10 protein-coding genes are annotated in these 14,271 nt (G+C 37.4%); 2 read left to right on the top strand and 8 right to left on the bottom strand.

Annotated elements, in window-relative coordinates; translation table 11 throughout:
* From QV06_RS03130 to QV06_RS03120, 3 genes are read right to left on the bottom strand one after another with little or no spacing between them, the layout of a single operon-like run.
* Complete coding sequence (locus QV06_RS03130; RefSeq protein ID WP_065236907.1) at nt 1-3,342, bottom strand: hemagglutinin repeat-containing protein; 3,342 nt, start codon at nt 3,340-3,342, stop codon at nt 1-3.
* Nucleotides 3,343-3,371: 29 nt separating this feature from the next.
* A complete protein-coding gene (locus QV06_RS03125) occupies nt 3,372-8,687 on the bottom strand; it encodes a filamentous hemagglutinin N-terminal domain-containing protein (protein ID WP_065236906.1) in 5,316 nt (1,771 codons plus the stop codon).
* Nucleotides 8,688-8,698: 11 nt separating this feature from the next.
* Nucleotides 8,699-10,438: a ShlB/FhaC/HecB family hemolysin secretion/activation protein gene (locus QV06_RS03120; RefSeq protein ID WP_082985026.1), complete on the bottom strand. Its 1,740-nt coding sequence runs from the start codon at nt 10,436-10,438 to the stop codon at nt 8,699-8,701.
* Nucleotides 10,439-10,672: 234 nt separating this feature from the next.
* Between QV06_RS03120 and QV06_RS03115 the strand changes: the two genes are divergently transcribed.
* Both QV06_RS03115 and QV06_RS03110 read left to right on the top strand, forming a co-directional pair.
* The gene (locus tag QV06_RS03115; protein ID WP_065236905.1) at nt 10,673-10,939 is read left to right on the top strand and encodes a BrnT family toxin; all 267 of its coding nucleotides are present in this window, start codon (nt 10,673-10,675) and stop codon (nt 10,937-10,939) included.
* Nucleotides 10,926-11,216, top strand: coding sequence for a BrnA antitoxin family protein (locus tag QV06_RS03110; protein WP_065236904.1), 291 nt, complete (start codon nt 10,926-10,928; stop codon nt 11,214-11,216). The genes QV06_RS03115 and QV06_RS03110 overlap by 14 nt, the downstream gene beginning before the upstream one ends.
* A gap of 111 nt (nt 11,217-11,327) precedes the next feature.
* Here QV06_RS03110 and aroE read toward each other — a convergent pair whose 3' ends face one another.
* The 5 genes from aroE to QV06_RS03085 all read right to left on the bottom strand — a co-directional run bounded on the left by aroE (nt 11,328) and on the right by QV06_RS03085 (nt 14,091).
* Nucleotides 11,328-12,152 carry a shikimate dehydrogenase gene (aroE, locus tag QV06_RS03105; protein WP_065236903.1) on the bottom strand — a complete coding sequence of 275 codons (825 nt, stop codon included), beginning with the start codon at nt 12,150-12,152 and terminating at the stop codon, nt 11,328-11,330.
* An 8-nt stretch (nt 12,153-12,160) separates the two neighbouring features.
* Entirely contained in the window at nt 12,161-12,724 is a 564-nt protein-coding gene (locus QV06_RS03100) for a Sua5/YciO/YrdC/YwlC family protein (RefSeq protein ID WP_065236902.1), read from the bottom strand.
* Nucleotides 12,708-13,262: a DNA topoisomerase family protein gene (locus QV06_RS03095; RefSeq protein WP_065236901.1), complete on the bottom strand. Its 555-nt coding sequence runs from the start codon at nt 13,260-13,262 to the stop codon at nt 12,708-12,710. The genes QV06_RS03100 and QV06_RS03095 overlap by 17 nt, the downstream gene beginning before the upstream one ends.
* Before the next feature lie 2 nt (nt 13,263-13,264).
* Nucleotides 13,265-13,666, bottom strand: coding sequence for a ribonuclease E inhibitor RraB (gene rraB / locus QV06_RS03090; RefSeq protein ID WP_065235181.1), 402 nt, complete (start codon nt 13,664-13,666; stop codon nt 13,265-13,267).
* A 71-nt stretch (nt 13,667-13,737) separates the two neighbouring features.
* Nucleotides 13,738-14,091, bottom strand: coding sequence for a DUF4870 family protein (locus tag QV06_RS03085; protein ID WP_065236900.1), 354 nt, complete (start codon nt 14,089-14,091; stop codon nt 13,738-13,740).
* Nucleotides 14,092-14,271 lie beyond the last annotated feature (180 nt).

Genomic DNA, 14,271 nt, shown 5'->3' with positions numbered 1-14,271 from the left:
TTAATTACCACTTAATTTAAATATGGTTTCTACAAAATCTGATGACATCAGATCTGCCATTGCAAAAGGTGTTGCAACAGGAATAGCAACAATAGTTGTGGCTTTAGCTGCTTTATCTTGAAAAGTATTTTTTTCAGATGTGTTACCTTGCTGGTCATACCAGCCCCAAATCTGTCCACCGAGTAAATCATGTGTACCTGCATAAGATTCGACTAAGTGATCAGATATACTACCTATACCATAAGGAATACGAGTAAAGTGTAAATTCCATTCTCCTGATATGGATTGGAATCCTCCAGTTTCACCATATAAATCTTTAGCAAGCTCATTTTTACTAGGATCTATAGCATCTTCTAACCTAGGAAAATTTTCGTCTCCTTTATATGTAATCGAACCATCTGAACCAATAATACATCTATTTGTGCTACAAATAGCATTAATATCAATCCGCACCCCACCTAATTTAACACCATCAAAATACCCACTATCGTAAGAATCATTGCGCAATATGGTGCCTGTTTTGGCGTCAATAATTCCCTTAAATTTTCTTGAGTTAGCAAGACTCTCTTCACGCATTTTAGTCGCTGCAAGTTGTAATGTTCCTTGAGTAATCGCAAGATCAGGCGAACCTGCAACAATACCAACAACGGTTTCTAATAAACGTTTTTGATACTGTAATTTATAGATTTCTTTATACAAAGCTGTTTTTTCTGCTTCTGTGTTAGCTTGCTTGATCTGTTCTCTTAATTTAGCTTGCTTTGGTAAAACATAATTATTAATTGTCTTAAACGCATTCTTACGAAAATCTTGTGTAACTTTTACTTGAATATTTAACTCTTTTAAGATCTTTTCTTTATTGAAATGATTTGTTAATGCACCACTATTTTTTTCGGCATTTTCTGTCGTGATAGGGGTTTTTATTTTTTCTCTAATCTGATCAGCAGATAATCCTGTTTTTTGTTGTGCATCAAGATCACTGATCACAATATGATTAGTCCCAATACCTGATTGAGTGGTTGTACTTTCTTGTGATTGATCTGAACCCAGTCCAATAGAGGTTGTGCCTGTAAGAGAACGCAAACCTGTGGTTAATTTTTTTTGATTAGCTTGCCCTTCTGGATTATGGCTCGCAGTAGTTTCATTACCTTGAGGATCAATATATAAAGGCTGACCTTGTTGATTAGTGGCTTGTTTATTGCTTTGTACTTCACCACTTTCAGCTAAAAGTGTGGCAAAATTCATCGCAAGCGAACCGCCAATATCAAAAGCCGTACCTTTATAATTACTATGGTTTTGGATATCTTCTGCGGTAAGTGTCCCCGTAGTAAATTGATTTTTACTCTCCTGTTCGGCGAGTTCAGTTGAGGTAATTAAGCCACCTTTTAACTGAGTATGTTGATTAACTTCAACATTAAAGCCTTGATCACCCGCTAAAATCCCTGATTGTTGAGTAGCACTAGCATAGTAGGCATTAATATTAGACTGATTATAATTACCCGAAAGAGAAGCACCATAACCTACTGTTGCTTGAGCAAAGATTTGTTTTTGTTTGCCTTGATAAGTGGCGGTATCTTGCAGACTGGTAATATTTAGGTTATTTGCTTGAATGTTTACATCTTGACCAATAACTTGCCCGCCTTGAATCGTGAGATCTTCACCCGAAACCAGTGTTGTTTGACTCTGTTTATTACCAATACGACTATTAGTCCATGTGGTTTCATCGTCATTTCCATAACCTTTTCCTATATTTCCTCCAGCAGTAATGCCAAAGGCAACGCCATTACTGCCATAATTTATGGCAACACCAGCATTCCAACCACTGGATTGGTTATGACTTCGTTCTTGGTGAGTTTGTTGTTGTGCAGTAATCGTGAGATCACCAGCAGTAGTAAGCGTTGTTCCTTGTTGTCCCACAATCTCCGAACCTTTAACTGCTATATGTGCAGTATCTTTATCTGCCGTTGTGTAAAGCATAACATTCCCTGTTGCATTGACTTTACTTGGGCTTGCCGTTGTCGTTTCCGTATGTATCGTTTGTTCGCTTTTCTGCTTACCATAGCCTAGGCTAATACCAATATTTTGCGTTAAACCTTGCACCCCTTGATTTGCAATGGCGTCTGCAACATTACCTACAACATCAGCTGTATTGGCTAAATCAAACGCTGCATTGATTGCTGCCAATGCATTAATGCGGTTGTCTTTTGCATCGCCAATACGTTTGATAGATTTACTGGTTTGTTGCACTTGTTGTACGGCTTGCACAACAGGAATATTCACGCCTAACGTGACGCCACTTTGTTTAAATGAATGTTGATAATCAGTCGTTGCTTTATCTTCTGTCGCAGTAATATCAATTTGCTTTGCCGCAATCGTAATATCACCATTACCTGCTGTTACTCGGCTACCTTGTTGTTGATAATTTTCTTGGGCGATTAAGTGAATATCTCCTTGTAATGATCCAATTTGACTACCTTGTGTTATTTGTTGGCGATTGATAGTATCTGTCGCTTCTTTTCGATTACCTAGGGTAACAGACATCCTACTACTCATTACACCTGATTTCTTCTCTGAGTAAAAATCATGTTCTTGTCTGGTGTTTTTAGCCGCAGTGATCTGAATATCTTGAGCTTGTAAGCTCACATTGTTATCAGCAACCATGGTGCTGCCTATGACACTGAGATTACCTTGTTTAGAAACAAGGGTAATCTGTTGTCCATCAAGTTGACTTCCTTTTTGTTCTATTATTTCGTGAATATGTTTGGTGAGAGTTGTGGTTTTATTGAGTAACCCAGAGGAAACCTCTTTTCGGCTTGAACTTACCTGTTCTTGTTGTTGACCTGTTGTTAACGTAATATCGCCTTGTGAACCAACAAAAATATTACCTTGTGTACTTTGAATAGTCGCCTGGCGTAATTCGGCTTGTTGTTTGCCAATAATCGTGATGTTTTCTTTTGCTGTAAGTGTACTGCCTTTCTCGCCTTGTTGATCGAGGCGGTAATAGTTATCCGTATCTGCATTATAATGTTCTTTATTACTTACTTGATGTGTACTAATTGCTAATTTCTTGTCTGCTATTGCAGAGAGTGTACCTTGGCTAGTAACCTGAGTTGCTTTAATCGTGAGGTCACCATCACTATATAAATTGAGTGTCCCATTTTTTCCAGTGATCTTCACTACACCTAATTGGTCTAGTGTTTGGTGAGCAAATCGCCCTTGATCACTTTCACTTTGAGATAATGTACTATTTAATTCAAGTTGTTTTCCTGCGGCAAGTAATAGTTTATCTACCGCTTCAATTCTACCGCCTAAATTAACAAGCTGTTGTTTTGCTGATAAAGCCACACTTTGTCCAAGAATAACACCACGATTTTTCAGTTGTGTCGTATCGAGTGGGTAAGATCTCTTCCTGCAATGACACCACTATTTTGTAAGTTGTCTGTCTGTCCAATAATGGTATTTGCCGAGATTAATCCCCCTTGTGTGGTGACATCACTATGTCGGGCGATGAGATAAACTTGAGGTACTAATACTGTCAATTTTCGCCCATCGGCTAAACTCACTTCTTTGTTAACAAACCAGACTATATCGGTGGTTAACTCTGACATCTGTTGTGCTGTTAAGCCTACACCAATAGAGAAGTTAAATTGTTTAGCATATTTCACGCCATTATCCATTAAGGCTTTATATTGTTCTAAATCGTTAGTATAACCAGGTAAATAACGTTGTCCTGTGAGTTGGTTAATTTGTTTATTAATCAGACGTTGTTCATAAAAGCCGTCACCAAGTCGCTTTAACATATGTTGTGGATCTGCACGCAACGCATTAAACATATAATCGCCACCGATCCATTGGTTGCGGTCAATAAATTTGGGATCAGTTTCTATCAAATAACCATGAGGCGCCTCCGGGTTAATTTGGTATAAACTGGCGGTCGGTAATTGGATTGTGGTTAAGTGTGTTTTAACGGGTGGTAATGCGAGCGGACGTATAACTTCACCTGAAGTCACAATTTGGTTTTTTAGTACATTATCCACTTCTGGCGTGATCGCAATCTGATGTGGATTTAATTCAGGTAAGGTTGTTTCTGTTAAATGATTTGCTGCCTTTCCATCCGTAATGGCGATAGTGGATAACTGTACGTTTTTGCCAGCGGTTGGTTGGGCAACAGTATTGCTGAGAACTGTTGTTTCTGTGCTATTTTCGACATAATCCCAAAGGTCGAAAGGTTTTGTTTGTCGTTTTTCATCTTGATAAGCAACGGTATTGCTTTTTGTTGTTCGATAATAATCGATACATTTACCGAAAATCTTTTTCGCACAAGCTCTACCATTATAAAAAGAGGTGAGCTTACCTTTATCTGTCGTAATGAAAACACCTTGTGTGGCATGATTATCAATACTCGCACCTTGGTGAAGTTCAATACCTGTATGGGCAATTATTTTACTGTCGTAATTTTTGATATGACTTTGGTAAAAATCTATTTTGTCACCACTTAAAATTTTCGCTTCAGCATAAGGCGAAGGCAGTAACATAGATTCATTGATCGTACGAATATAATCATACTCTCGCCAAGATTCACTCTCTCTACCATCAGGTAAGCGTAGGGCATATAAGTTTTCAACTTTCTTATTAAAACTACCTTTATCATCCCGTTTGATTTTAATTAATCCTGGAGTATTTTTACTATAACGAGGTGCTTCATTGGTAAACCCATATTCAAAAATAGGGGTTCTTGATGTTTCTTGTATCTCCATTTTGACAAAATGATGCAAATTCTCGAGAGATTTGACATTAAAGGTTATCTGACCAAGTGCCTCAATCACAGCATTATGGTTTTGTATTGTATCAGCTTGTCCAGTGGTATGTTGTTGTTCATCTAGTGTTTTTCCAAAATGGATTGAGCCTAAACTAATAATTGTGCTGCCATAACGATTAAGTATGCGATCAACACCGAAATCTAGGCGTGTTCTTGCACCAATGGTTGCAGAAGAATGATTTTCTTCTAGATTACTGAGTTGGCTTGCTTGTAAAGCTAAATGGTTACCATAAATGCATCCTGTGCCTATGTTCGTGATAGTGGTACTATTAATGGTTGTGGTGTGACCATCAATTAAACCTCGGTTGGTTAAAGTGTTGCTGATGAGGTGTGTATCCTGTGCAGATAGTTCAGCCGTTGGTTGGTTGATGATATTCGCCGCTGAAATCATCAGATTATGGTTAATATTTTGTGCCACATTGTTGGTAAAGTTACCTTCCGTGGTTAAAGTGAGGTTGTGTCCGACTACAAAGGCATTATTTAGGGTAAAATCATCTTGTAGTGCCAGCGTAAGATCTTTTCCTGCTTTTATGTTTCCTTCATCAATAAGGCGTTTTGCCGCTAGCTGAATTGCATTATTTCCCTGAATTAACCCAGCTTGATTGTTCACGGTAAGATTACCACGATGTTGGAGAATGATACTATCTAATGCAAGTAATTCACCTTGTTGGTTATTTAGCGTTAAGGCATTTAGGATAATATTTCTCCCTTGAATACCTTGTGTCGGAATGAGGCTAGTTGCTTTTGTCCCGTCATTATTAAGTGTCTGCGTTGTTAGGGTTAATAAATCGCCGGTGATTAAGGATTGATGATTAAGAATCGCATTATTGAGAATCGTTTGTGCGGTAATATTTCCTTGGTTTTTCGCCTTGATTATCCCTGTTTGATTTTCAAGAGTAGTGGCAGTTAAAACCAATATCCCATCAGATTGGATAATCCCTTGTTGATTGTGTATATCCGTTTGAATTGCCAGCGAGAGAGCATTACCTGCATAGAGATGACCTTGCTGGTTGGATAAACCAAATGTAGTTAAATTTACTCGATCGGCTGCCTTGAGTAAGCCCTGTTGGTTATTTAAAGTGGTTTGTGTTGTGATATTCAGCGCAGCATTAAGAGACACTAATTTTCCAGCTTGGTTGTTTAGGTACTGAGTGTTAATTTGTCCCGTTTGAGCAAATAACATTTCACCAACGGTATTTTGTAGATCTTCAGTGTGTAATGTTGCTGTATTAAAAGCAGTAATTCGCCCAAATTGATTATCGAGAAGTTTTGTTTCTAAGATTAAATCAGTGGCAATAATACCTTGAATAGGCTGTGTGAGGGTATTGCGATTAGCTATTGTTTGTTGTGCGTAGATGTCAGCTGTTTTTGCAAGGATCAGTCCTTGTGTATTGTCTAACGTGTTTGTTTGTAAGGTAAGTGTGCCGTTTTGTACGGCAAGCGTACCTGCCGTATTGTTTAGTTCAGAGTTATGAGTGTTAAGTGTAAGATTATCACCTAAACTAGCAATCGTCCCTTGTTGATTTTGGATGCCTTGTTGTACATCAATAAATGCCTTTTGTTGTGCAAGTAGAGAGCTATTTTGATTCACAAATGTATCTGCGGTGAGAGAAAGTTGTTTAGCAACGATATTGCTTTGTTGGTTTGATACTAATGTATTAGCAACAAGGCGAAGATCATTGGCTGAAAGTAAGCCTGCTTGCTGGGATAAATCGGTTACTTTAATATTAAGTTGATCGTGACTTTGCAATATACCCTTATGGTTAGTAAGGGTGGTTGCGGTGATTGCACCTTGATCTTGGGAGAAAATATTACCGTAATTATTGTTGATTTCTCTACTCTTTATCGTTAGCGTTCTTTCCGCCCATATCTTACCGTTTTCATTATTAAGAGTTGCAGTGTCAAGTTGTTGCTGATGATGACTTACTATCCGCCCTTGTTGGTTAAATAACTGACCTGATGTGATGGTTAATCTATCTAATGCGATGATACCTTGCTCTTGTGTAGCGGTAAGTGTTTGTTGATTAGATAATCTTTGTCCTTGGGTATTGATGCTGATACGTTGGTTAGATTGAATTAACCCTTTATCATTGATTAGTTCACCTGAAAAAATTGAAAGTGACTGATGAGATAAGATCATGCCTTCTGTCGTATCCAGTTTACCTTTACCCATATTGAGGATTAATTGACCTTGTGTTAATAAACGTCCTTGTTGATTATCTAATCCTTCCGCATTAATGAAAAAATCCCCTTGTGTTTTAAATGTTCCACCTTGATTGTATAAGGTATCAGCTACATTTAAACTAAAATCTTCCTTGCCTAGTTGTTCCCACACAGCGTGTTGGGTATTTAATGAATGTTGTGTTGTCGTTATCTTTTTTGCAGTCAAAGAACTTGCTTGGGTTGACAATAAATGCGGCGTGTTTAACGCTAAATCTTGTTGTGCAACAAAAGTGGCTTGGTTCGCTTGGATGTTTCCTTGTGTGGCATTAATATTAATTGTGTATGCAGCCGTATGGCTGTGATTTAAATCGGTTGTTGCACTATTTACTTGCATCTTCCCTGAGGCAAGATTTTTTCCCTGTAAACTCGTTTTGCCTGTGGTCGTGATGAGGAGGGTTTTACCTTGTTCTGAATAAGGTTCAAGTGTGTGTTTTTCTCCTATTGAAGATTCTTGAATATCGGTACCTGCTACGATAAGAGAAGAGGTTGAGGTAGAAACTGTTGGGGCTTGATAAGTGATATTCCCCTCTGCCAAACTCTCACCAGATTGATTAATCGTTTCTTTGGCTTTTAAGGTAATATTGCCTTTCCCTTGTGCTTTGCCTTTGGCAATTAAACTGCCTTGTTGTTGAATCCCTTGCTGTTTACTCGTTGCTTGCAGATGACCTTGTTGGCTATAGATCACGCCAGCGGTTTGATTTTCAATCTGCTGTTGGCTTTGTAGGGTAATATCTTGTTTGGCACCGAGATAGCCTGTATTGACTAATTGTCCTTCGGTAGTAATTTTTACTTCACCTGCGGCGGCACCAATATGCCCTGCATTGCGAACGCCTAAGCCATTTCCTTTATCAATAAGATGAATGTGTCCTGCATACATTCCGCCTAATTGGCTGACATCTACAGAAAAGTGAGGAGATTTGTCTGATATGGATTGACCAAGATAAATTACGCCATTTTGAGCAGTTATATTTGCATTTACGCGGTTATCGCCAGTAATTACAGTGAGTTCTTTTGCCCAGATACCTGCATCAATTTTGAGATTGTGGGCAATAATATCAGTGTAGTCTGATTGTGAACTATCTAATCCTCTACCTGAAATCGTAATGTTGCCTTGATTTACACGATAATGTGTAATTTTATCTTGGTTAAGATAAGGTTTGCCCGTGGTCAAAGTTGTTCGGCTAGCATTAATGGTGCCACAGCTATTGCAATGTAAACCGTTAGGATTAGCAATAATAACTTCAGCGCGTTTACCAGCTACCTCAATATAGCCTTTTAATTCACTAGGGCGTTGGCTATTTACTTCATTAAGAATAATTTTGGCTTCACCACCGAGTAAATTGGGATTGGCTTGTACCCAACCTGCAAGTTGAGTTTGGCTATTTTGGCGAGCGTTATTTAAGATAACGCCTTTTCGATCAACATCAAATTGATGATATTGATTATGAGATAATCCTTTTTTATTTGGTGTTTGAATATTGACCTGTGGAATACCGTTTGCTGTAGCTAAAACGGTTGGCCTTTGTGCTATTGGTGCATTTTTATCAGGTAAAATCGCAAGTTGTTCAGCTTGTGCGGGGAGAATGAATAAATAACCTAAAATACTAAAGAGATGTACAGCTAAAGGGGTGAGAGGATAACGGTGCATAAAATTCTCCTTTAAAACTGATAACTAATATTGAAGCCACTAGTAATGCGAGAGGTTTGAAAGCCTTGTGGTTTTTTCAGTGGCATACCTACAAAAAGATCGTAATTTATTCCTCGTAATTGTCCTTTAAGCCCTAGAACAGCCCCGGTTAATTGTTTTCCTAATAACTCTTCTGTACCGATACCTGCCACACGGCCATGATCAATACCTAAATAAATTTCTTGTCCTTGATGAGCAATATTCCAAGCAATTTCATTACGCCATAGCCAGCCACGATTACCAGATAGCGTTAACTCACCATCAAATCCACGCACGGTATAACGACCACCAATACTAAATTTATCTTGTTGGATAAGAGGTGTTTTATTCCATTGAGCCTGCCAAGCACTATGAAATCGCCAAGGTTGTTGTCCGAGTGAAAAAGGATAGTCAAGTTGGATTTTGGTAGTAATAATTTGCGGACGGGATGTGCCTTGATTAAATTGTTCTTCTGGTGCAGGTAATGAGCGATCTGCGCCTGTTCCTTGTTTATAATCAAGGGAAAGTTGCCAAGTAGCATTACCGATATATTCGATATGAGAAAGATTTGCTTGCCAACCCGCCATACGACGGCGTTGGATCGCCAATTCATCGCCATCAACGTAATTAAAAGAACGCTTTGACCAGAAACCAGCAGATAGCGTGGTTTTACGGTGGGTATCTCGATATAACAAACGACTTAAATTGGCTTGCCATTGAATACTTTTACCGGAATATTCAATATCTTCAAATGCGCCTTGAACAGTTTGGTGATAATGAAAGGTGGAATGTGAAAGTGTAAATAACCAATTTTTCCAAGGAATCGCATAATAAAAGTTAAGATTTTGACTACCTCGATCACCTTTTGTCTCGTCATTGTTTGTTTTAATACTGTGGGAGATACTGCCATATAAAAGATCATTCCAAGAAAATAGGTTTTCTGCAGCAAGTGCCGCACTTGCTTGAAAACGTCCTGTTGCTTTAGTTCCTGCATCATCTAAGGATAAGGTCAAAGCAAATGGATTACTTTGTTGAAAAGCAATAATCACATCTGTGCTACCAATTTGTTCGGGATTAGCAAATAACTCAATATTTGCGGTAACGGAGGAGTTACGCCTTAAATTTTCTAATCCCGTTTCTAAATCTCGTAAATTGAGTAAATCACCTGCTTTAGTTGGCATTGCAAACCAAAGTGTTGCATTAGTAGCTTTAGGAAATTGACTTTGGTCTTGTAATTGTAAATGACTAATTTTGCCAGGAATAATCGTGATGGTAAGAATACCTTGGCGTAAATCTTGAGGTTGAACACGAACTCTGGTGGTAATAAAACCTTTATCAATTAATCTATTTTGCCATTGGTTAAGTAATTGATTAAGGCTAGCTTCATTTAGACATAAGGGTAAGGCAATATTTGATTTTAATAGAGAGGTAAATTGACTCGGTGAGGTTATGCCTGGTGTAACTGTTTCTGACTGTGTTTGATAGTCGATAAAATTAATTTGTCGAATTGGAAAACACTGCTTATCTGTGGTGGATTTGATTAATGGGGTGGTAGTAGCTTGTTCAGTCTGTAATCGAATGTGGGGAGTCTGTTTAAGTTGTCCTAGTTTTTGCTGTTGTTCAAGTTGTTGATGCTGAAAGAGTTGTTCTGGTGAAATTACAGCAGATACAGCAGTTATCTTAAACAATAAAAGAAGTTGGATACTGAAAATTAGACCTATTCTGTTATACATAACCACCACCTTAAGGAAAATAAAAAAAGTGATGTGATTGTAAAAACAGCACAGGAAAGGCAAAGCCTAGCAATAGAGAATTGGGATCTATGTCGAGAGATTAAAACTCTTTTTTATCTTAGAAAGATGTTGTGTGTTATTTGTATTAAATACAGATAACTTTAATTGTAAATACAAAAAAATTGATAATTTAATTGTACATACAATATAATCAACGAAGGTTTTTTCCTCTAGATGAAAATTAGCTACGATCCAAATAAAAATAATAGGAATCTTTTATTACGTAATCTTTCTTTCGATTTAGTGTCCGATTTTGATTGGAAGAATGCATTGGTTTGGCAAGATACTCGTTTTTTCTATCCTGAGCCAAGGTTTATTGCGTTAGGTAAGATTGAACAACGTGTGTATGTTATTTGTTTCACACCTATAGAAGATGGGATTAGAGTAATCAGTTTTAGGAAAGCAAATAAACGAGAGGTGAGAAGATATGTACAAAAATAAATTAAATCAACAAGATATTTCATTAACAGATAAAGAATTAAATCAATTTAAGCCTCTTAATCAAGTTATGTCGCCAGAGTTTGTGGAAATGGTTACCACTCATCAAGAGGAAATGGAGAAGAAGCGTACTCGAGGTAAACAAAAGTTGCCTACTAAACAATTAGTAACGATTAGACTTTCACCTGAAGTTGTTGAGAGTTTTAAAGCAACAGGGAAAGGTTGGCAAAGTAGAATTAATGAAGTATTAGTAAAATATATTGAACAAAAAACTCTTTAATCATTACCAAATTACTAGGGTCTGAAATATTGTTTATAACAATACAAGTCAATTATCAGACCCTGCTGATATTAATTATTGAAACGGCTAAAAAGTAAAATACCCTTCAAATTACGATTTCAACCATTCTCTATTCGCCAGTAATTGTGAAATTTCAGGCATAACCTCTTCCCAAAGTAAGAAAGCGTGAGCTGCTTGAGCAACGAGCATCCCTAAGCCATCACTGTATTGCTGAATATTTAAATTTTGGCAATGTTGAATGAATGGTGTTACGCCGTTTACAGAATATTGCATATCATATACGTGAGTACATTGTTGTAAAACATGATCGGCAACAGGCGCTACTTGACCATGTAAACCGCTAGAAGTGGCGTTAATGACTAAATCAAACGTTTGATTCGGTATTTGTTCCAGTGTGGTAGCTGTAATCTCTCCAAACGGAGCGAATTTATCTGCTAAATGGATTGCCTTTTCTAAGGTGCGATTTGCTAATGTGATTTTTTGCTGTGCTTGTAGTAAGGGGTACAGTACACCTTTTGTAGCGCCACCCGCACCAAGCAATAAAATCTGTTGATTAGGTTGCAGCCAATTTAACTGTTGGAGATGGGTAACTAAACCAGCACCATCGGTATTATCGGCATAAAGTGAACCATCTTCCATTCGTTTTAATGTATTGCACGCTTGAGCTAACTGACAACGCTCACTGTGATGATGGGCTAATTGAAATGCTCGTTCTTTAAATGGTGCTGTGATATTGCAGCCATTTGCACCCTGTTGAAAGAATTGAATAAGTTGTTGTTCAAATTTGGTTAAATCGCCTAGTTCAGCAACATAGGTGAGTTGTTTTCCAGTTTGTTGAGAAAAAAGGTGATGAATAAGAGGCGATTTACTCTGAGCAATGGGGTTTCCCCAAACGGCATAATGATGTTGTTGCATAATGACTATTATCCTTGTCGAACAATGTTATTAGTAAAAAGATCCCTGATTTCAGATGGATTTTTAGCTGATCCCACTTCTGCCCGTAATACGGGAAAATCTTGACCAAATTGTGTTAAAACTTCTTGAAAATGGTGGCAGGGTGGCTGTCCGCTTAAATTTGCACTAGTTGAGGTAATTGGCATTTTCGCCTGTTTACATAAAGCAATTACTGCAGGATGCCGACATAACCGTACTGCGATACTGTTGAATTTTCCAGTAAGCAAAGGCGAAACCGTAGATTTCACAGGAACAATCCAGGTTGTTGGGCGTGGATACACCTGTTGTAGACGTTGTAGCTGTTCTGTAGAAAGTTGCTTGAATGCAATAATCTCCTGGAAAAAATCTAAGGTGGGTGCAATTAAAATTAATCCTTTTTCCACAGGACGTTGTTTTAAAGCTAATAATTTTTGTATCGCTTGATCATTAAAAGGATTGCACCCTAAGCCAAATACGGCTTCTGTTGGATAAGCAATGACATCGCCTTGTAATAAATGGGCGACAATATTTTCTAAGTTATTCATTTGATTCATAAAAAGTATGTTTACAGCTTTTATTTAAACATTGATAACTAATTTGTTGATCGGTCATTTTTTTTATATAGACCAATGGAAAATGGCAGTGTGGGCAGGCTTTTGCTATCGGCTGTTGTGCCACATTAAAACGACATTGTGGGTAATGATCACAAGCAAAAAAGAGCTTTCCTCTAGCCCCACGTTTCGCCATAAGTTTACCTTGTTTACAAGCAGGACAACTCACTGGCTGATAATCATTTTTTTCTGGTTCATTACTCACAATAAAATGACATTCAGGGTAATTACTGCAACCAATAAATAGACCAAACTGCCCGCGTCGCAACACTAAAGGGTGTTCACATTCAGGACATTGTTCTGGCAATATTTTCAGGACTTCGCCTAAAGTTTGAGATTGCAATGGTCTTAGATAATCACATTGAGGATATTGGGAACAACCAAGAAAAAGCCCTTTTTTACCACGCCTTAATTGTAAAAAATGCCCACATTGCGGGCATTCTTCGACAGATTTATGAGCTGTAAAAAGTGTATCACGCATAATTAGTCTTCATCATCAAAAAATTCGCCATCTTCCCCATATTCATCTTCGTCATCATTCGGATCTTCAAAATAAGTTCCCCAGCCGTCATAGGTACCTTGATGTTTTTTGATAAGAGGGAGTAACTCTACTTGTTGCGCATCAATTAACTCTGCTTTTAATTCAATTTCACTAATAATATCAAAACAATAGACTTCAACGCCGTCTTCATTTTCTAATTCTTCTGCTTCAGATACTTCATAGCCTAATTTAAAAGCATCTACAGCAATTTTTTCAAGTTTATCGAAATCGTGATGAGAAACATGGTGCTCAATAATGTATAACGCATCTGGATCGCTACCATCATTTAACAGTTGATCAATAATTTCTCGGGTTTCTTGTTGTAGCGCAGTAAGTACTGACATAATTAAAGCCTCGTTTTGCGTGATAAAGATTGTATTCTAGGGATTAAAAGCTTGTTCTACAAGCAACCAGATCAAAATAACCAGGTTTTTTCATTTAAAATAGCTTCATTCCTACTGAGAGAACGTAATCCTTTAATTGATCGAACTAAAAGCCAAATTAAAGTAAATAAAAGAATAAAATAACCTACAAAGATTAAAGAAAGAATTACCCCGATCGCACTGTATAACAAGCCAATCCAGAAAGTTCTAATTTGGTAGGTAAAATGACTTTCTAAAAAAGAACCTCGAGCATCATCACGAAAAATATAGGCAATTACAATCCCAACAATACTTAAAAAACCAACAAGAACGGAAAGAATGTAGAGCCAGTACGTAATCATTGCCCATTTTTTTGTGTTATCAACATTATAGATCATCGGTTCCATTTTATTTTCCTTATTCAAGTTAATTTCATTCTTAATATAGAACGAAAAAAGGCAAAGATCACACAAAAATTAGTAATTTATCAAGAATTAAGAACGAGAGAACAACAGATCCTAAACGATTGTAACAAGTGGATAACACAGAAATTGAGCTAGATCAGATAATGATGGAATACCAAAAAA

Origin of the sequence: Gallibacterium genomosp. 3 (assembly GCF_001678475.1) — a bacterium.
Classification (GTDB): Bacteria; Pseudomonadota; Gammaproteobacteria; order Enterobacterales; family Pasteurellaceae; genus Gallibacterium; species Gallibacterium faecale.
Note: the sequence above shows the minus strand (reverse complement) of the source record. Positions and strands in the feature narration are given on the sequence as shown.

Coding starts and splice junctions, on each gene's coding strand:
- QV06_RS03125 (WP_065236906.1), bottom strand. CDS start 8,687: ATGCACCGTTATCCTCTCACCCCTTTAGCTGTACATCTCTTTAGTATT.
- QV06_RS03120 (WP_082985026.1), bottom strand. CDS start 10,438: ATGTATAACAGAATAGGTCTAATTTTCAGTATCCAACTTCTTTTATTG.
- QV06_RS03115 (WP_065236905.1), top strand. CDS start 10,673: ATGAAAATTAGCTACGATCCAAATAAAAATAATAGGAATCTTTTATTA.
- QV06_RS03110 (WP_065236904.1), top strand. CDS start 10,926: ATGTACAAAAATAAATTAAATCAACAAGATATTTCATTAACAGATAAA.
- aroE (WP_065236903.1), bottom strand. CDS start 12,152: ATGCAACAACATCATTATGCCGTTTGGGGAAACCCCATTGCTCAGAGT.
- QV06_RS03100 (WP_065236902.1), bottom strand. CDS start 12,724: ATGAATCAAATGAATAACTTAGAAAATATTGTCGCCCATTTATTACAA.
- QV06_RS03095 (WP_065236901.1), bottom strand. CDS start 13,262: ATGCGTGATACACTTTTTACAGCTCATAAATCTGTCGAAGAATGCCCG.
- rraB (WP_065235181.1), bottom strand. CDS start 13,666: ATGTCAGTACTTACTGCGCTACAACAAGAAACCCGAGAAATTATTGAT.
- QV06_RS03085 (WP_065236900.1), bottom strand. CDS start 14,091: ATGGAACCGATGATCTATAATGTTGATAACACAAAAAAATGGGCAATG.